Below are 17,533 nucleotides of genomic sequence, written 5' to 3'. Positions count from 1 at the left end.
ATCCGGCCTCGACCGATCTGCTCCGGAAGTACAACGGCTGCGATGAATTCTCCTGCACCCCTGCAATCTGCAAACTACAAGTGGACACGCTCCGAGAAAGTGCTGATCGGCGGCAGTTCGCTGTCGATGCTTGCCATTCTGGTCATTGTCGCGTTTCTGCTGGCTCGCGAGCGGGCCGACGCAACATCGTCGGCGGCCCGTACAGCGTCCAATATCGTTCAATTGATCAATGCCGATGTAATGCGTAATGCCGAGCTGTATGACACTTCATTGCGAGGCATTCTCAAGTCGTGGAAGCGCCCGGACCTGCAGGACATTTCGGCGGAACTGCGACAACTTGTCCTGTTCGACCGCTCTACAATAGCGCCCTTCAAGGGCGATATGGTTCTGCTGGATAAAGACGGGAAGATTATTGCAGACGCGTTGTCGGTCATTCCGCGCAACGATAACTTTTCAGATCGCGAATACTTTCAGTACCACCTGAAAAACCCTTCTACGGGCCTTCATGTAGATGGTCCGTTCAAGACCCGATCGGGCAATCCGGACTGGTTTATCAGTCTCAGCCGTCGCATGTCTGGCCCCAATGGCGAGTTTGAAGGCGTCGCCACTGGCATCATCCGGCTTGTCTATTTCAGGGAGCTGTTCAAAAGCCAGGTCCTGGACAAGGGCAGCAGCATCAGCATCATCACAGCCCATGGCACCATGCTGGTTCGCTACCCCGATGTGGAAGGCCTGGATCTGACCGGCAAGGATTACAGCGCCTCGGAGAACTTCAAACGAATCGTTCAGGAGGGCACCGGCAGCTTCACCGCCATGTCATCCCAGCTCCGGGCCATGCGCTTCTATACCTTTTCCCGGGTCGGCGACTTGCCGTTGATTGTGGTGATCGGTCAGGCCGAAGAGGAGGTTTATGCCGTCTGGAGACGCAATGCCTGGCTGGTGGGCAGCGCCACAGGCGTGTTGTGCATCGGGATCATGTGGCTGACCTTTCTGCTGTGCCGCGAACTGCGCCGCCGTCACCAGGCCGAAGACAAACTGGCCAGCCTGGCCGCCACCGACGGCCTGACCGGACTGCCCAACCGGCGTCAGCTCGATGATGCAATGGACATCGAATGGGCGCGGGCCGTACGTTCAGGCAAGCCCTTATCGCTGCTGATGGTAGACGTGGACCATTTCAAGGCCTTCAACGAACGCCATGGTCACCCCGGCGGCGATGAAGCACTGCGCAAGGTCGCCTACACCATTTCGCGAACCATCCGTCGTCCTGGGGATATTGCGGCCCGCTATGGTGGCGAAGAGTTTGTCGTGGTGCTGCCGGAAACCGACCTGCAGGGCGCCATGGCCCTGGCTGAATCGATCCGCACGTCCGTGGAGGTCATGCCGGTGTTCAACGGCGACCAGCAACGGATCACCGTCAGCATTGGTGTCGCCTCGCAAGTCGTCAAGCAGGGCAATAAACTCGCATCCCTGTTCGGCCTCGCGGACAAGGCCCTGTATCAAGCCAAGAACAACGGTCGCAATCGCGTGGAGCAGCGGGTGTTCGGCCAGGACTGAACGCAAAAAACGCCAGGCTGGCTGGCGTTTTTCTTCAGACTTGCGACAACAGGCTATCAGGACGCTGCGCGTACCTGATCACGCAAGGCCTTGACCTGATCATGATTGCGCTGGGTGCCATCGAGCTGCTTGCGCACGAGGGCAATCACATTGGCAGGCAGGGATTTTTCCTGAGCCTTTTGCAGCGCCTTCTTGTAGGCCTCCAGAGCATGGTCCTCGCCACGCTCGACTTCATTGAGAATGGCTTCATCACTCTTGCCGGTCAGGGCAGACTTGAGGTCAACCCACATGCGATGCAGAGAGCCTGCCGCACTTGAACCGGTTTCAGGGTCGCCACCCAATGCACGGACCTCAGCCTGCAGTTCGCGTACAGCAGTACTGCACTCGCTGGCACGGGTATGGAAGAAGCTCTTGAGCGCAGGATTCTTCAGATCCTCGGCGCTGGTTTCAAAGCCCTTTTGACCGTCTTTGCTGGTTTCGATCAGATCGTTGAGCAGGTCAATGGATTCTTTATTGACGTCGGTCATTTCAATATCCTTACTAGGCAGTGTGGAAAGAAGTCTTGTTGCTGACTTACTTGATTGCAGTCCCCATGCCAGCTTCTTTTATTTTATTTTTTACATATATTTCAACGAGTTATGGATATAACCAGAATAGCCCACCCGCTCTTTCTGCATGAACTGTCGTTTTGCCTGCATGCAGAATGCAGGTATGTTCTCATTTGAATTACGTTATCGATGGCTTACACATGAATCCGGAAAAACTCAAACTGCTGGTCACCCGTGAAATGCCTTTCGGCAAGTACAAGGGCCGACTGATTGCCGACCTGCCCGGCCACTATCTGAACTGGTTCGCCCGGGAAGGCTTCCCTCAAGGCGAGCTGGGTGGCCTGCTGGCCCTGATGCAGGAAATCGACCATAACGGCCTGAGCGGGCTGCTGGATCCCCTGCGTACAAGGCCGCGGCAACCCTTTCGCGAATGAATTCGCTCCTACTCTGTGGGAGCGAATTCATTCGCGAAAAAATCGTACAGGCAAAAAAAACGGCGCTCCGGACCAGGGAGCACCGTAAAAACCATACAAACCAACAACAACTTCTTTGAAGGCCCCGGGCCTGATGCCCGAAGCCGGATATTCAGTCGAACAGCGCCAGCGCCTCTGCCGTGGCTTCCTGAATGCGACCCCAGTCACCATTCTTGACCCAGGCGTTGTCGATCATCCAGGTGCCCCCCACGCACATCACGTTGGGCTGTGCGATGTAGCTCTTGAGGTTATCGGCATTCACCCCGCCAGTCGGGCAGAAACGCACTTCGTTGAACGGGCCGCCCAAGGCCTTGATTGCCGCCACGCCGCCGCTGATTTCAGCCGGGAACAGCTTGAAGCGACGATACCCCAGGGCATAACCGATCATGATTTCCGAAGCGCTGCTGATGCCGGGCAGCATGGGCAGCGGGCTATCCACCGCCGCCTGCAGCAGATCGTGGGTGCTGCCAGGTGTCACGATGAATTGCGAACCGGCCGCTTCGGCATCGGCCAGCATCTTGCGATCCAGCACGGTGCCCGCGCCCACGCACAATTCAGGGCGCTGCTCGCGCAGGATACGGATCGCGCTCAGGCCGAACGCCGAACGCAAGGTGATTTCCAGAGCCGTCAGGCCACCGGCTGCCAGGGCGTCTGCCAGTGGCAGGACATCCTCGTCGCGGGCAATGGTAATGACCGGCAGGATTCTGGCCTTGGCGCAGAGTTCGTCGATCTGGGCAATCTTGTTCGCCATGCTGTTTCGCGGCTGATTATTTTCGTTCGTTGTCATGGCGACGGATCCTTTGCTTATGGGCACCAGTAAATCTCAAGTGTTGAGTTGAGGAAGGCACGAACCGGCAGTTGGGCGATATCGTCGCCCGCCAGCGCTGTGCGCAATGTGTCGAGCTTGGCCTGGCCGGACACGGAAAGAATCGGGTGACGCGCCGAAGCCAGCAGACGGCGAGTCAGGGTCAGGCGCTGATGAGGCACGCTGGGGGCCAGCATCGGCAGGCAACGGCGCTCGTCATCCAGGTTCAGTGCCTGTTCGAGGTTCGGACTGCCGGGAAACAGGGACGCGGTATGCCCGTCATCGCCCATGCCCAGAATCAGCACATCGATGGCAGGCAGTTGCGCCAGAATCTCGTCCGCCGCCAGTGCCGCCTCTTCCAGACTCTCGGCCGGGGTGTACAGGCCGATGAACTTCGCCTCGGCCACAGGGCCTTGCAACAAGTGGCGCTGCAACAGGCCGGCATTGCTGTCGGCATGCTCGACCGGAACCCAGCGCTCGTCAGCCAGGCTGATGACCACTCGGGACCAGTCCACCGGCTTTTCAGCCAGGCTCTGGAAAAACGCCACCGGGCTGCGCCCACCGGACACCACCAGGGTCGCCACGCCATTGGCGGCGATAGCAGCGTTCAGGCGCTCGGCCACATTGCCAGCCAGCGCACCGGCCAGTTGCTGCGGGTTATCGAATTCGCGCGCCACCAGTCCTGCTGGCAGCTCAAGATCACATATCGCCATACCACGACCTCCCATCACGAGTAATCAGCGCAATGGAGCTCATGGGGCCCCAGGAACCGGCGGCGTAAGGCTTGGGCGCATCGCCTGCCTTCTTCCAGCCGGCGATCAACTGATCGCACCACTGCCACGCGTACTCGATTTCATCTTTGCGAACAAACAGGTTCTGATTGCCGCGCATCACTTCCAGCAACAACCGCTCATAGGCATCCGGGACCCGGGCGCTGCGGTAGGTGTCGGAAAAATTCAATTGCAACGGGCCGCTGCGCAACTGCATGCCTTTATCCAGCCCCTGATCCTTGGTCATCACTTGCAAGGAGATGCCCTCATCGGGCTGCAGGCGGATGATCAGGCGGTTGCTGATCTGCAGACGCTGTTCAGGTGCGAAGATGTAGTGCGGCGGCTCTTTGAAGTGGATCACGATCTGCGACAGCTTCTGCGGCATGCGCTTGCCGGTACGCAGATAGAACGGCGTGCCCGACCAGCGCCAGTTGCGGATGTCGGCGCGCAGGGCCACGAAGGTTTCGGTGTCGCTCTGGGTATTGGAGTTTTCTTCCTCCAGGTAACCGGGCACCGACTTGCCTTCGCTGTAACCGGCGGTGTACTGGCCACGCACCACCTGGGTCGCCAGACGCTCGGGGGTGAAAGGTGCCAGCGCCTTGAGCACCTTGACCTTCTCGTCCCGGATACTATCGGCCGACAGGTCGCTGGGCGGGTCCATGGCGATCAGGCAGAGCAGTTGCAGCAAGTGGTTCTGAATCATGTCGCGCAGTTGGCCGGCCTGATCGAAATAGCCCCAGCGGCCTTCGATACCCACCTTCTCGGCCACGGTGATTTCCACGTGGGAGATGTGATTCTGGTTCCACTGAGTCTCGAACAGGCTGTTGGCGAAGCGCAGGGCAATGAGGTTCTGCACCGTGTCCTTGCCCAGATAATGGTCGATCCGGTAGACGCGGTTTTCCGGGAAGAACTGCGCCACGGCGTCATTGACCCGTCGCGAGGACGCCAGGTCATGGCCGATAGGCTTTTCCAGCACGGCGCGGGTACGATCGGCCAGACCGGCCGACGCCAGATTCTCGCAGATGGCGCCATAGACCGACGCAGGTGTGGCGAAGTAGGCGATCAGCGTTTCGGCATCGCCGACGCGCTCGGCAAGGGCCACATAATCCTCTGCCTTGAGGAAATCCACATGCAGATAGCTCAGGCGTGCCTTGAAACGTTCAACGTTGTCCGCTTCCAGTTCAGCCTCGGGAATGAAGCGACGCATGGATTTTTCGATGTACGCCAGATGCGACTCCTCGGTGCCAGGCTCGCGCGCCAGGGCCAGAATCCGGGTGTCGTCATGCAGCAATCCGGCGCGGTCGAGTTGGTAAAGAGCCGGGAACAGCTTGCGCACCGCCAGGTCGCCCAAGGCGCCAAACAAGGCAAAAGTGCACGGTTCAACCGTAATCGAGGGCATAATGTTGGTTCTTTTATCAAGTTAGGCTACAAATACCTTTTTTAAAGGCGTTACTCAAGGCCATATGTAGTAATAACCACAACATTTTGTCTAAAACCATATTCCAGTGGTGATCGACACAGGCCACCAGTACGATAGGCCACCTTTGCTACAGGCTAAAGAGCTAATACAAAACCGTTGGTAATCAGCCGCGACAAGGACTTGAAATGGACCGCGCAAAAAATCTCCTGGAGCAGATCCAGGTCCGGCTCGAAGAGCTGAACAAGGCTGAACGCAAGGTCGCTGAGGTGATCCTGCTCAACCCGCAGATGGCCACGCGGCTCAGCATCGCGGCCCTCGCCCAGGCGGCGAAAGTCAGCGAGCCGACGGTCAATCGCTTTTGCCGCTCGTTCAACGTCAGCGGTTACCCCGAGCTGAAACTGCAACTGGCACAAAGCCTGGCCAGCGGCGCGGCCTATGTCAGCCGGGCAGTGGAAGCCGATGACAACCCCGAGGCCTACACCCAGAAGATTTTCGGCAGCGCCATCGCGTCACTGGACAGCGCCTGCCAGCAACTGGACCCGACGCTGATCAGCAAGTCGGTGGACATGCTGATCCAGGCCCGTCAGATCCACTTCTTCGGCCTGGGCGCCTCGGCACCCGTGGCGCTGGATGCCCAGCACAAGTTCTTCCGTTTCAACCTGGCAGTCACCGCCCATGCGGACGTGCTGATGCAGCGCATGATCGCTTCGGTGGCGCATACCGGTGAGTTGTTCGTGATCATTTCCTACACCGGACGCACCCGTGAGCTGGTGGAAGTGGCACGCATTGCACGGGCCAACGGTGCATCGGTACTGGGCCTTACCGCCGCAGGCTCTCCCCTGGCCAAGGCCAGCACCGTGAGCCTGAATATTCCGCTGCCCGAAGACACCGACATCTACATGCCGATGACTTCCCGGATCATCCAGCTGACCGTCCTAGACGTACTGGCCACCGGCATGACCCTGCGCCGCGGCGTGGACTTCCAGCCGCATTTGCGCAAGATCAAGGAAAGCCTGAATGACAGCCGGTATCCGGCGGAAGATCAGGACTGATACAACCCACCCGGTCAGGGTTAAATGAATCACTTTGTGGGAGGCAGCTTGCTGGCGACTTTGCGTACAGACGCAGAATATCTGCCAGTTTTCAGGCCTTTGTCGCCAGCAAGCTGCCTCCCACAAGTTTTGTTCGTGCCTTGATTGATACCTACGCCAGACAGGCCTGCAATCTGATCTGCGCCTGCTCGCCCGGCTCCAGGCTTCCGTGTTCGCTTTCACATGAAGTTGCTTCAACACGGACAAAGCCGCTGGCTTCGCTGCCGCAGACACCCAGTAGCGGCCTGCTGCCGGGATGCCAGACCACCGTGCTCGGGCTGTCGCTGGTGTCGATGTGCAAACGCCGCTTCCAGGCGCTGTCCTGAAGCTGCACGGCGCCGGTATGCTCGAAGACCCGCTGGCAGCCTCCAGCAACCCGCAGCTCGCCTTCCTGCTGGCAGACCTGCCGACTGAGCTTGTCGTAGCCCTGCGCGCCATCCAGCCCTTCCAGCGCGACGCCCGCCACATCGCTGATGCGCCAATAAGCATGCAGCCCATGACTGAAATGGCAGGGCTCGCTGTCTTCATGCCGGGTACTCAGGCGCAGTTCCATGCCCTGCCCCAGTTCGGCATGCAGATCCACCTGCCAGTCCCAGAGCTGCAACTGCCAGTGCAGAGTCACGCCTGCCTCGCTCTCGGCGCTGTCGATCAGCTTCCAGTTCAGCAGACGTGCCCAGCCATGGGCAGGCCAGCCGCTTTCACTGGGATGACGGCCATACCAGGGCCAGCAGACCGGCACGCCACCACGAATGGCGCCGACCTGCGGCCATTGCGCAGCACACCAGAGCCAGGGTTTCTGTCCCCGAGGCTGGAAATGCAACAACTGCCCGCCCTGGCGACTGAACACGGCCTGGCACCGGGGATGATCGATCACCAGCACATCACGCAACTGATAGCGATCCCACTCGAAGGTCGGCCTGACCCGTCGGGAGGTGAAAAAGCGTTGTAACGGGTGCTCGTGCATCTGCGCGTGAGTGAGGGACATCGCCAACCGCACCTCTGAAAATAAAGGTATTCATGACCATAAAAAAACGGGCAGCCAGGCTGCCCGTAAAGCACACACGACCTTGAGCGTTTGTGAAATCAGAACTTCGACTGAATTTTCAGGCCCGCAACAATGGCATCGTCAACCTGGCTCACGCCGCCAGGATGCTTGATGTATTGCAGGTTAGGACGCACGGTCAGCCAGTTGGTGACATGGAAGCCGTAGTAGATTTCCGAGTTGTACTCGGTGTCCTGTACCGGCAGGTAGCCCGGATTGTCGTAGTCGTTGATGCCGTTAATCTGGTTCTGCAGACGGACACGGTCCTGTACATCGTCGTTGACGTGGATACGGGCGATACCGATACCGATGTCATCCTTTGGACGCGAATCGAACGGACCTTTGTAGGTCAGGCCGATCTGCTGGTAGTTGTCGACGAAGTTGGTTTCCTTGTCATGCACAGTGGCGTTGGCAAAGATGCTCAGACCACGAGACGAATCGCCGTTGTGAGCGGTCAACTGCTGCTGAGCCACGATCCACCAGCCATGCTTGCTGCTGTGAGACTTGAACGCACCACCGGAGATCGGCTGAGCCTGACCGTCGGCACCTTCATAAACGTCGTCGGCACTTGGCGTGCTCTTGTAGAAACCGACACGGTATTCGCCGGGCAGCGAGTTGACGGTCGGGGTCCAGACCAGTTCGACCGGCAGGATCATGCCTTTGGTGCCGCTACCGCTGAGCTTGAAGCCGTTGCCGGTTTCGAGGTTGGACGGGTTCTGCTCGTACACACCGACCTGGGCATAGACCTCAGGCGTGATGTTGTACTTGATGCGCAAGGCCCACTGGCTGATTGGCCAGTTGTACCAGGTGTTGACGTAGTTACCCACCTGCGAGCCGCAGAACGACAGGTTCTGGAAGTCGCACGGGAAGGAGTTGAAGTCTTCGCCTGGCCCGAACCGGCCAACCTTGACGTCCAGTGCGCCGTCGAAATACTTCTGTTTGACCCACATTTGCGTCAGACGCCAGGTCTGGCCACGGCCCCAGACTTCCTGAGAGGAACTGAGGGTGCCCGCACGAGGATCGCCGATCCGGTCATTGGAGATGTTGCGACCACTACGCTCGGTAATGGCCAGCTTGAATTCTGCATCCTGCCAGCCAAAGGCTTTCTGCAGGTCGACCTTCAAGCCGAAAGCGAACTGGTCACTGTAACGACCGGTGGTGTCGTCGTTAAAGCCACCCTTGAGGTTACTGGCCATCTCGGAAACGTATTCCAGAGAGAAGTCATAACCCTTGTCGAGCAACTCGGTGCGTGTGCCACCCCAGTCGCCCGTCATCCACGGTGAGTTGGCATCGAACGCATCGGCAGCATGTACGCTGCCCGCCAGACTCATCGCACCCACAACGGACAGTTTGCGTACCAATTGGAACCGGGAAAGCGATTTAGCCTTGATCTTCTTCATCCCATCAATCCTCGTTTTATTGTTATTAGCTTTGGTGCACGTTTTTCTTACTGCTTCGTGTTCACTGGCGGGTCGTGCGGTATGGCAGCGCTCGACCCGACAGCTGTGCTCGGTAACGCTTAACGGATCATTTGCGTGACATTGCCCACGCGCTCAGCCGTTTGCTGCTTTCCCAGGACACCCAGGCGCTCGCCGCTCTGCGCATCGAAAAGCAGGACCTTGGCCGGGTCGAATTGCAGGGTCAGGCTTTCGCTCACCTGAGGCGCGACGTCTGGCGCCAGACGGCAGCAGACCTTGCTCTGATTGAGCGTGACGAAAACCAGAGTATCCGGGCCGGTCGGCTCGGTGACCTGCACCTCGGCACGAATGGTCGGCAGGCCATTGGGCTCGCCCGATGCCAGGGTGATCTGCTCAGGACGAATCCCCAGAATCACTTCGCGATCTTCCAGACCCGCATCGCTCAAGCCCAGCGGCAACTCGCAACGGGCCTGACCGCTGTCGAGCACGGCCAGCAGGCGGCCTTCCTTGCGTTGCAGGCGCAACGGAATGAAGTTCATGGGCGGCGACCCGATGAAGCTGGCGACGAACAGGTTGGCCGGATCGTTGTAGATCTGCTTGGGCGTACCGAACTGCTGGACGATCCCGTCTTTCATGACCGCCACCTTGTCGCCCAGGGTCATGGCCTCGATCTGGTCGTGGGTGACGTAGACGGTGGTGGTTTTCAGACGCTGGTGCATCAGTTTCATTTCGGTGCGCATCTCGACCCGCAGCTTGGCGTCGAGGTTGGACAGCGGTTCGTCGAACAGGTAGATCTTCGGACGTCGCGCCAAGGCACGGCCCATGGCCACACGCTGTTGCTGACCACCGGACAACTGGCCCGGCTTGCGATTGAGCAGGTGCTCGATCTGCAGCAGCTTGGCGACGCGACTCACTTCCTCGTCTATGGCAGCCTGAGGCATCTTGCGGATTTTCAGGCCGAACTCGATGTTCTCCCGCACATTCATGGTCGGATAGAGCGCGTAGGACTGGAACACCATCGCGATGTCACGATCCTTCGGGCTGGTGCCGCTGACGTCTTCGTCGTCGATCAGGATCGCACCGCCACTGATGTTCTCAAGGCCCGCGATGCAGTTCATCAGCGTCGACTTGCCGCAGCCGGACGGGCCGACCAGGATCAGGAACTCGCCATCATTGATCTTCAGCTCGATGTTCTTGAGCGTATCCGGCAGGTTGGCGCCGTAGGTCTTGTTTACGTTACGTAGTTCGAGAGTCGCCATGATTACCCCTTGACCGCGCCGGCCGTAAGCCCACGCAGGAAATACTTGCCAGCCAGTACATAGACCAGCAGTGTCGGCAGCCCTGCGATCATCGCCGCCGCCATGTCAACGTTGTATTCCTTGGCCCCGGTGCTGGTGTTGACCAGGTTGTTCAGCGCCACGGTAACGGGCTGGGATTCGCCACTGGAAAACACCACGCCAAACAGGAAGTCATTCCATATCTGGGTGAATTGCCAGATCAGGCAGACCATGACGATGGGTGTGGACATCGGCAGGATGATCCGCCAGAAAATCGTGAAGAAGCCCGCACCATCAAGACGTGCCGCCCGGACCAGCGCATCCGGAATGCTGACGTAGTAGTTGCGGAAGAACAGCGTGGTGAATGCCAGTCCGTAGACCACATGCACGAACACCAGACCTGTCGTGGTGCTGGCCAGCCCCATCTTGCCGAGGGTGAAGGACGCCGGCAGCAGGACCGTCTGGAAGGGCAGGAAGCAGCCGAACAGCAACAGGCCGAAGAACAGTTGCGAACCACGAAAGCGCCACATCGACAGCACATAGCCGTTCAAGGCACCAATGGCGGTGGAAATGATCACAGCCGGGATCGTGATCTTGATCGAGTTCCAGAAGTAGCCATCGACGATATCCCAGGCCTTGATCCACCCGATGACAGTGACCACGCTCGGCCAGCTCAGCAGGTTGCCGCTGCCGATATCTTCGGGAGACTTGAAACTGGTCAGCAGCATGACGACCAGCGGTACCAGATAAATCAGGCATGCCAGCAACAGCACAGCATGAATCAGGATCCGGCTGAAGCTGATGGAAGGTTTGCCAACGTGACTAGTCATGGCGTTTTGTCCTCAGCTCGGAATACAGATACGGCACCAGAATCGCCAGGATCGCGCCAAGCATCAGAATCGCACTGGCCGAGCCCATGCCCATCTGGCCGCGGCTGAAGGTAAAGGAATACATGAACATCGCCGGAAGGTCGGACGCATAACCGGGACCACCGGCTGTCATCGCCGCCACCAGGTCGAAGCTCTTGATAGCGATGTGCGCCAGAATCATCACGGCACTGAAGAACACCGGACGCAGGCTGGGCAGGATCACACGCCAGTAGATAAGCGGCAGGCTCGCGCCATCCATCTGTGCTGCGCGGATGATCGATTGATCGACACCCCGCAGGCCCGCCAGAAACAGCGCCATCACAAACCCGGAAGACTGCCAGACTGCCGCGATGACCAGGCAATACACAACGCGGTCAGGATCGACCAGCCAGTCCAGACGAAAGCCCTCCCAGCCCCAGTCGCGCAGCATCTTGTCCAGACCAAGGCCCGGATTGAGCAGCCATTTCCAGGCCGTACCCGTGACGATCATCGAAAGCGCCATCGGGTAGAGGTAGATGGTGCGAATCGCACCTTCACGACGAATGCGCTGATCCAGCAACACCGCCAGCACCACGCCGACCACAAGACTGATGGCGATGAACATGCCACCGAACACCATCAGGTTCTTGCTCGCCACCCACCAGCGATCGTTGTCCATCAGGCGCATGTATTGCGCCAGCCCGACCCATTTGTAGGTCGGCAGGAAAGTCGAATTGGTGAATGAGAGGACGAACGTCCACAGGATGTAACCGTAAAAACCAACCAGCACGATGAACATGCTGGGTGCCAGCACCAACTTGGGCAGCCAGCGTTGTAGCGCATCCAGAGGCGAAGCTTTGCTGAACACAGCGACAGAGCTCATCGGGAGTATCCAATCCGGAATATCGAATCCAGGCCACAGACGTGTGTGAAACCGGGGTACGGCTTCATCAGCACGAACTGCGGCTGGGGTTCAGGTAACGATAATTACTGGGCAGACATGATCGCCGCGCCCAGTTTTTTGGCCGCTGCGGCTGGATCGGCATCTTTATCGTTGATGTAGTTGGTCACAACATCGAAGAATGCGCCTTGTACAGCCAGCGTAGTCGCCATGTTATGCGCCATGCTTGGCTGCAGACCGCCGGTTTTCGAGTCAGCCAGGAAATCTTTTGCAGCAGCCTGGGCGCAGGAGTCGAAACCATGCTTTTCCATACTGGCAAGCATGTCGTTACGAACCGGGATGGAGCCTTTGTTGATGCTGAAAACCTGCTGGAAGTTTTCACCCAGTGCGACCTTGGCCAGGTCCTGTTGCGCGGCGGTGGTGCCCTTGTCTTTCTGCTTGAACACAGCCAGCGAGTCGATGTTGTAGGTGAACGCCTTGTCAGTGCCCGGGAAGGCTACGCACTCGTAATCCTTGCCTGCGACTTTCTTGGCGGCAGTCCACTCGCTCTTGGCCCAGTCGCCCATGATCTGCATACCGGCCTTGCCGTTGATGACGTCAGCGGCCGCGATATTCCAGTCACGACCGGCACGGTTGGCATCCATGTAAGTGGCGACTTTCTTGAGTTCCGCAAGGGATTTGGCCATTTCAGGGCCAGTCAGGGTCTTCTGGTCCAGATCGACAAGGGCCTTCTTGTAACCTTCAGCCCCCATGACCGAGAGCACTACCGCTTCAAATACGGTGCTGTCCTGCCAAGGCTGGCCACCATGGGCCAGCGGGATGAAACCGGCTGCCCTGAGTTTGTCACCTGCAGCGTAGAACTCTTCGAGGGTGGTCGGGGCCTTGTCGATACCGGCTTTCTTGAAGACTTCCGGGTTGATCCACAGCCAGTTGACGCGATGGATGTTCACCGGCACGGCAACGTATTCGTTCTCGAACTTCACGGTTTCGGAGATTTTCTTGTCCAGAAGAGAATCCCAGTTCTCCTGCTTGGCAACATCCTTCAACGCATCGGTATCGAGCAGGCCGGTGGCACCCCATTCCTGAATGTCAGGGCCTTTGATCTGAGCGACGCCAGGCGGGTTACCCGCGACTGCACGACTCTTGAGTACGGTCATTGCAGTAGCGCCACCACCCCCGGCAATTGCGCCGTCCTTCCAGGTAAAACCGTCTTTCTCAACCTGCGCTTTCAGAACATCGACAGCAGCCTTTTCGCCACCGGACGTCCACCAGTGCACGACTTCGATAGTGCCTTTGGAATCAGCAGCAGTAACGCTCAGAGGGAACAACGAGGCGAGAGAAATGACAGCAGCGAGACGTGAGATTGAATTCATCGATTTGACCTTTCTTGTTGTTATGCATGAGCAAGTCTGTGCTTGCGCTCAGGGCAGTGTAACCAAGGGTTTTTCGAGCACGGTAACGAAGGGATGCGTAAAAGTCACAGGATGGTTACATTCGCCAGCCCTCTCGGTACCCAGTACCCAGTCGCAAAAAACAGAGTAGCCCACGTTTTCAAAACCGATACCGCGTCGAAAATCAATCACAACGACATCATTGACTTTATAGCTTCACTCGGATTACGTGGAATAACTATCTACCTCATATCACAAATGAATATAACTTGAAGCGATTGCTTCACCATGAGTTACCTAATCTTAAAAAGGCAGAACAGTCTTTAGGCCCTTCCCGCTTCAGCTCTTCTACAAAGAGCATAAATGGACGTACATTTTCGCTGATAAGGAATAACACAATGAACAACCCTGCTTCGTTTAAATCCGGTGAAATTGATCCGGGCTTTCAACCTGTCGGCATCCCCAACCCGGATGAAACAAAAAGAAACTTTTCTGTAGATACATTACTTCCAGTGGCCAATGGATATTTGATTGCAGGCTGCCAGGATGAGATCTATAGTCAACGGCCCTGCCTGGTCAGAATAACCCCCGATAAAAGCCTTGATAAAACCTTCGGTCAGAATGGTTATGCCTTCGTTGATGTGCGCAATGACCCTATGGCAGAAAACGACGGTTATCTACTGAATGTCGATCTGCTACCCGACGGCAGGTATCTGGCCAGACTGGATACGACAATCACCATCAAGAACCAGCGAGTCAGTTGCCTGGTACTGGCCTGCTTCACCGCTGACGGTCAAAAGGACCCGGCGTTTGGCAATAACGGGCTGCGCCTGTATCCACTGTCCGCCAACGCGGGACAATGGCCGCAGCCATTGCGCACGCTTGCCGATCGCGTCCCTCAACCACAGATGCAGCGGTTCCCCGATGAACAATACGGTGACCTCAAGGTATTGAGTGATGGAAAGCTGTTGGTCCTGACCACCGTAAGGGACCTGGCTGAAAATACTCATCGTACTTACGTCTTGAGACTGACCCCGGATGGCGAACTGGACCCGACATTCAATACCAATGGCATGATGGAGCCTGAAAGTTATGTATGGTTCAAGCCTTATCGTTTAGTGGTGCAAGACAATGGAATGATTGTCATCGGCGGCTCGCATCCGGGTGTTCCCTTTATTGCCCGCTTTCATGAAAACGGAACGCTGGATACCACCTTCGCTTCGGATGGATATTTTACAGACTTTGGCAATTACGCTTATTCAAGCTGGAACAGCCTTTTACCGGATGCTGCAGGAAATATTGTCTGTGCAGGAAACCGAGGGAGTACAAACGTCATTCGTGGCAGAGGTGTTTTAGCCATTTGCAAGATAGATAAAAATGGCCAGCGTATTCCCGACTTCAACCAAGGGGAAACCTTATTGATCGAGTCAAGAGAACCCGACAATGTCGTACCTGTAAACTTCACGGCTATTGTCGACCGTTCCGGACGGATTGTAATGGCTGGCAGACACATAAACTCGATACCGCAACTGAAAGGCTTCATGGCACGCCTGCTCGAAGACGGACGGCCGGACACCAGCCTGGGAGAAGACGGCGTGCGCTATTACGAAGAACTCGAGGGGTTGAACTACCTGCGCGAAGACCCGGAAACCGGGGGCTATTATTCCAGTGTCATGACGAGCTTTTCACCCAATACCCTTTATCGATTCATCAGTTGAAGCAGGTGCGAATTCATTCGCGAATGAATTCGCTCTGAGGCGGCGTCCAGGCACCGCAGTTTATGACGCTTGAAATCTGTCTCAATCCACGGATCGAGGCAGAAACAACGTCACACGCAATCCGCCTTCGCGCAGGTTCTGCAGGCTCACTTCACCGCCATGGCTGTGGGCGATATTACGAGCGATGCCAAGGCCCAGGCCGTAACCCTGCTGCTGGCTGCCAGCCAGACGAAAATGCGGCTCGAACACATGTTCCAGCCGCTTTTCAGGCACGCCCGGCCCTTCGTCATCCACGTGCAGGACAAAAGCCAGATTGTTGTCCTCGACCTTCAGATGCGCCCGATGCCCATACTTGATCGCATTGTCGATCAGGTTGCCGATGCAGCGCTTGAGCGCCAGCGGCTTGCCGGGGTAAGCAGCCTCTGCCACGCCCTTCTGTGTGACACGCCCGTCGCGCAGGTAGGGCTCGATCAGACATTCGAGCAAGTGGTTGAGATCCACCTGCTCGATATTCTCGTGAATGTCGGTGTCCTTCACGCATTGCAATGCGCCTTTGACCAGCAGCTCAAGCTCGTCGAGATCCCGGCTGAACTTGGTCTGCAACTTCTCGTCTTCCAGCAGTTCGACCCGCAACCGCAAGCGGGTGATGGGCGTGCGCAGGTCATGGGAAATGGCACTGAACAACTGGCCGCGCTCGGTCAGGTAACGGCTGATCCGGTTGCGCATGGCGTTGAAGGCCCTGCTGACTTCCACCACTTCACTGCCACCGCCTTCGACCACCGGCTCGACGTCAGCGCCCAGGGACATGTCCCGCGCCGCACGCGCCAGACGCTTGAGGGGACGGCTTTGCCAATGCACCAGCAGACCGATGAAGACCAGCAGGAAAATACTGGTCAGGGCAATGAACCAGACCTGCTGCAAGGGCAGTTCCTGTTCTTCCAGGGAGGTATAGGGTTCAGGCAGCAGCGAGGCGATATACAGCCACTCGCCGGGAGCCAGTTCAATCTGGGTCACCAACACGGGTGGGTCCAGCGGTTCCAGGGTCAACGCGTAATGCGCCCATGAGCGTGGCAGTTCATCGAGCTTCAGGCCACTGTTGAAAATCCGCAGGTCATCGGGGCGCACGAACCATACGGCGATGTCGGGATCGTTACCCAGGTGTTCACGCAAGACTTCATCGACAACCTGCAGGACCGCCTGCTTGCGCGGTGTCGGCGGCAGTATCTGCATATCCAGCGGGCGATCGTTGAGCGACACGACAAACCGCGTACCGCCCATGCTGCGCAGTTGATCCAGCACCAGCGGGCGGTAGGCCAGAGGCAACGAGCGAAAGTAACTGACACTGGCGGCCATGGAATACGCCAGGCTGCGGGCGCTGGTCACCAGACCGACCATCTGCGTGGCGCGCAACTGGGAAAGCCAGATGACGCTGGACAATGCCTGGGCCATCAATACGGCCAGTAGCGTCAACAACAGCATCCGCCCCAGCAGCGAACGTGGCAGTCTGGGACTGGGCAACCTCAAACCGGTTTTTTCAGTAGCCATTGCTGGCGTGCACGCTGACATTCGTCGCCAGTAGGTAACCACTGCCGCGCACGGTGCGTATCAGTCGCGGTGCCTTGCCGGTATCGCGCAGACGCTGGCGCAGACGGCTGACGGCCATGTCGACAATACGCTCCAGCGGCATCAGCTCACGTCCGCGCGTGGCGTTGCCGATGGTGTCGCGGTCCAGAATCTGCTGGGGATTGTCGAGGAACAGCTTGAGTAACGCGAAGTCCGCGCCGGAGAGGATCACTTCCTCGCCATCGTTATGGAACAGCCGATGACTGACCATATCCAGACGCCACTCGTCGAACACCATCACGTCGTTGCCGGTACGCTCATGGCCGAACTGCGCACGACGCAGCAAGGCCTTGATGCGAGCCTGCAACTCACGAGGACTGAAAGGTTTACCCAGGTAATCGTCAGCCCCCAGCTCCAGACCGATGACACGGTCGGCCTCGTCGGAACTGGCGGTGAGCATGATGATCGGCACATGCGGCTGGCGCGGATGCTGACGCACCCAGCGACACAGGCTGAAACCGTCTTCATCGGGCAGCATGACGTCGAGGATCAGCAGGTCGCTGGGCGCCTCGTTGAACGCCTGGCGAAAATCCGCGCCGTCTCCCACCGTACGCACCTGAAAACCGGCGCGGCTGAGGTAGGTATCCAGCAATTCACGGATTTCCTGGTCATCATCGACCAACAGAATCGATTTACTGACTGAGCTCAAATTGA

At 57.8% G+C, this 17,533-nt stretch carries 16 protein-coding genes; 4 read left to right on the top strand and 12 right to left on the bottom strand.

The annotated features are described in order from the left end of the window. The first annotated feature begins 42 nt into the window (after nt 1-42). A complete protein-coding gene (locus tag KQP88_RS05150; RefSeq protein WP_216705013.1) occupies nt 43-1,554 on the top strand; it encodes a sensor domain-containing diguanylate cyclase in 1,512 nt (503 codons plus the stop codon). 56 nt (nt 1,555-1,610) lie between these two features. Here KQP88_RS05150 and KQP88_RS05145 read toward each other — a convergent pair whose 3' ends face one another. Further along, nucleotides 1,611-2,081 (bottom strand): ferritin-like domain-containing protein, encoded by a 471-nt coding sequence (locus KQP88_RS05145; protein ID WP_216705012.1) that lies wholly within the window; start codon nt 2,079-2,081, stop codon nt 1,611-1,613. Nucleotides 2,082-2,302: 221 nt separating this feature from the next. Here KQP88_RS05145 and KQP88_RS05140 point away from each other — a divergent pair, with 221 nt between their 5' ends. Continuing rightward, nucleotides 2,303-2,536, top strand: a complete 234-nt coding sequence (locus tag KQP88_RS05140; protein WP_198728563.1) for a DUF3820 family protein — start codon at nt 2,303-2,305, stop codon at nt 2,534-2,536. 151 nt (nt 2,537-2,687) lie between these two features. Here KQP88_RS05140 and KQP88_RS05135 read toward each other — a convergent pair whose 3' ends face one another. Genes KQP88_RS05135 through zwf form a run of 3 tightly spaced genes read right to left on the bottom strand, consistent with a single transcriptional unit; the run spans nt 2,688 to nt 5,549 of the window. After that, nucleotides 2,688-3,362 carry a bifunctional 4-hydroxy-2-oxoglutarate aldolase/2-dehydro-3-deoxy-phosphogluconate aldolase gene (locus KQP88_RS05135; protein ID WP_025258776.1) on the bottom strand — a complete coding sequence of 225 codons (675 nt, stop codon included), beginning with the start codon at nt 3,360-3,362 and terminating at the stop codon, nt 2,688-2,690. A gap of 17 nt (nt 3,363-3,379) precedes the next feature. Beyond that, on the bottom strand, nt 3,380-4,093 hold the full coding sequence (pgl, locus tag KQP88_RS05130; RefSeq protein ID WP_200995144.1) for a 6-phosphogluconolactonase: 714 nt from the start codon (nt 4,091-4,093) through the stop codon (nt 3,380-3,382). After that, entirely contained in the window at nt 4,080-5,549 is a 1,470-nt protein-coding gene (zwf, locus tag KQP88_RS05125) for a glucose-6-phosphate dehydrogenase (protein ID WP_198728561.1), read from the bottom strand. The genes pgl and zwf overlap by 14 nt, the downstream gene beginning before the upstream one ends. A 206-nt stretch (nt 5,550-5,755) precedes the next feature. Between zwf and KQP88_RS05120 the strand changes: the two genes are divergently transcribed. After that, the gene (locus KQP88_RS05120; RefSeq protein WP_216705011.1) at nt 5,756-6,622 is read left to right on the top strand and encodes a MurR/RpiR family transcriptional regulator; all 867 of its coding nucleotides are present in this window, start codon (nt 5,756-5,758) and stop codon (nt 6,620-6,622) included. A gap of 151 nt (nt 6,623-6,773) precedes the next feature. Here KQP88_RS05120 and KQP88_RS05115 read toward each other — a convergent pair whose 3' ends face one another. From KQP88_RS05115 to KQP88_RS05090, 6 genes are all read right to left on the bottom strand, one after another. After that, a complete protein-coding gene (locus KQP88_RS05115; RefSeq protein WP_407681826.1) occupies nt 6,774-7,625 on the bottom strand; it encodes a D-hexose-6-phosphate mutarotase in 852 nt (283 codons plus the stop codon). Between the two features lie 119 nt (nt 7,626-7,744). Next, complete coding sequence (locus tag KQP88_RS05110; protein ID WP_216705009.1) at nt 7,745-9,103, bottom strand: carbohydrate porin; 1,359 nt, start codon at nt 9,101-9,103, stop codon at nt 7,745-7,747. Nucleotides 9,104-9,222: 119 nt separating this feature from the next. Further along, the gene (locus tag KQP88_RS05105) at nt 9,223-10,380 is read right to left on the bottom strand and encodes an ABC transporter ATP-binding protein (RefSeq protein ID WP_216705008.1); all 1,158 of its coding nucleotides are present in this window, start codon (nt 10,378-10,380) and stop codon (nt 9,223-9,225) included. 2 nt (nt 10,381-10,382) lie between these two features. Then, the gene (locus KQP88_RS05100) at nt 10,383-11,228 is read right to left on the bottom strand and encodes a carbohydrate ABC transporter permease (RefSeq protein ID WP_216705007.1); all 846 of its coding nucleotides are present in this window, start codon (nt 11,226-11,228) and stop codon (nt 10,383-10,385) included. After that, a complete protein-coding gene (locus KQP88_RS05095; RefSeq protein WP_216705006.1) occupies nt 11,221-12,129 on the bottom strand; it encodes a carbohydrate ABC transporter permease in 909 nt (302 codons plus the stop codon). The genes KQP88_RS05100 and KQP88_RS05095 overlap by 8 nt, the downstream gene beginning before the upstream one ends. 104 nt (nt 12,130-12,233) lie before the next feature. Beyond that, nucleotides 12,234-13,520 carry an ABC transporter substrate-binding protein gene (locus tag KQP88_RS05090; protein ID WP_216705005.1) on the bottom strand — a complete coding sequence of 429 codons (1,287 nt, stop codon included), beginning with the start codon at nt 13,518-13,520 and terminating at the stop codon, nt 12,234-12,236. Between the two features lie 416 nt (nt 13,521-13,936). Between KQP88_RS05090 and KQP88_RS05085 the strand changes: the two genes are divergently transcribed. Then, on the top strand, nt 13,937-15,256 hold the full coding sequence (locus tag KQP88_RS05085; protein WP_216705004.1) for a delta-60 repeat domain-containing protein: 1,320 nt from the start codon (nt 13,937-13,939) through the stop codon (nt 15,254-15,256). An 81-nt stretch (nt 15,257-15,337) separates the two neighbouring features. Here KQP88_RS05085 and KQP88_RS05080 read toward each other — a convergent pair whose 3' ends face one another. Together KQP88_RS05080 and KQP88_RS05075 are read right to left on the bottom strand one after the other, a co-directional pair. Further along, nucleotides 15,338-16,801 (bottom strand): ATP-binding protein, encoded by a 1,464-nt coding sequence (locus KQP88_RS05080; RefSeq protein WP_318287288.1) that lies wholly within the window; start codon nt 16,799-16,801, stop codon nt 15,338-15,340. Beyond that, on the bottom strand, nt 16,791-17,528 hold the full coding sequence (locus tag KQP88_RS05075; RefSeq protein ID WP_117164390.1) for a response regulator: 738 nt from the start codon (nt 17,526-17,528) through the stop codon (nt 16,791-16,793). The genes KQP88_RS05080 and KQP88_RS05075 overlap by 11 nt, the downstream gene beginning before the upstream one ends. Between the last annotated feature and the right edge of the window lie 5 nt (nt 17,529-17,533).

The sequence above is a fragment of the Pseudomonas lijiangensis genome (genome assembly GCF_018968705.1).
GTDB lineage: Bacteria > Pseudomonadota > Gammaproteobacteria > Pseudomonadales > Pseudomonadaceae > Aquipseudomonas > Aquipseudomonas lijiangensis.
The sequence above is the reverse complement of the archived record's forward strand: the minus strand, read 5'-3'. Positions and strand labels throughout refer to the sequence as shown.

Excerpts from the sequence above, each read along its gene's own strand:
- KQP88_RS05150 (WP_216705013.1), top strand. The coding sequence starts at position 43 with ATGAATTCTCCTGCACCCCTGCAATCTGCAAACTACAAGTGGACACGC.
- KQP88_RS05145 (WP_216705012.1), bottom strand. The coding sequence starts at position 2,081 with ATGACCGACGTCAATAAAGAATCCATTGACCTGCTCAACGATCTGATC.
- KQP88_RS05140 (WP_198728563.1), top strand. The coding sequence starts at position 2,303 with ATGAATCCGGAAAAACTCAAACTGCTGGTCACCCGTGAAATGCCTTTC.
- KQP88_RS05135 (WP_025258776.1), bottom strand. The coding sequence starts at position 3,362 with ATGACAACGAACGAAAATAATCAGCCGCGAAACAGCATGGCGAACAAG.
- pgl (WP_200995144.1), bottom strand. The coding sequence starts at position 4,093 with ATGGCGATATGTGATCTTGAGCTGCCAGCAGGACTGGTGGCGCGCGAA.
- zwf (WP_198728561.1), bottom strand. The coding sequence starts at position 5,549 with ATGCCCTCGATTACGGTTGAACCGTGCACTTTTGCCTTGTTTGGCGCC.
- KQP88_RS05120 (WP_216705011.1), top strand. The coding sequence starts at position 5,756 with ATGGACCGCGCAAAAAATCTCCTGGAGCAGATCCAGGTCCGGCTCGAA.
- KQP88_RS05115 (WP_407681826.1), bottom strand. The coding sequence starts at position 7,625 with ATGCACGAGCACCCGTTACAACGCTTTTTCACCTCCCGACGGGTCAGG.
- KQP88_RS05110 (WP_216705009.1), bottom strand. The coding sequence starts at position 9,103 with ATGAAGAAGATCAAGGCTAAATCGCTTTCCCGGTTCCAATTGGTACGC.
- KQP88_RS05105 (WP_216705008.1), bottom strand. The coding sequence starts at position 10,380 with ATGGCGACTCTCGAACTACGTAACGTAAACAAGACCTACGGCGCCAAC.
- KQP88_RS05100 (WP_216705007.1), bottom strand. The coding sequence starts at position 11,228 with ATGACTAGTCACGTTGGCAAACCTTCCATCAGCTTCAGCCGGATCCTG.
- KQP88_RS05095 (WP_216705006.1), bottom strand. The coding sequence starts at position 12,129 with ATGAGCTCTGTCGCTGTGTTCAGCAAAGCTTCGCCTCTGGATGCGCTA.
- KQP88_RS05090 (WP_216705005.1), bottom strand. The coding sequence starts at position 13,520 with ATGAATTCAATCTCACGTCTCGCTGCTGTCATTTCTCTCGCCTCGTTG.
- KQP88_RS05085 (WP_216705004.1), top strand. The coding sequence starts at position 13,937 with ATGAACAACCCTGCTTCGTTTAAATCCGGTGAAATTGATCCGGGCTTT.
- KQP88_RS05080 (WP_318287288.1), bottom strand. The coding sequence starts at position 16,801 with ATGGCTACTGAAAAAACCGGTTTGAGGTTGCCCAGTCCCAGACTGCCA.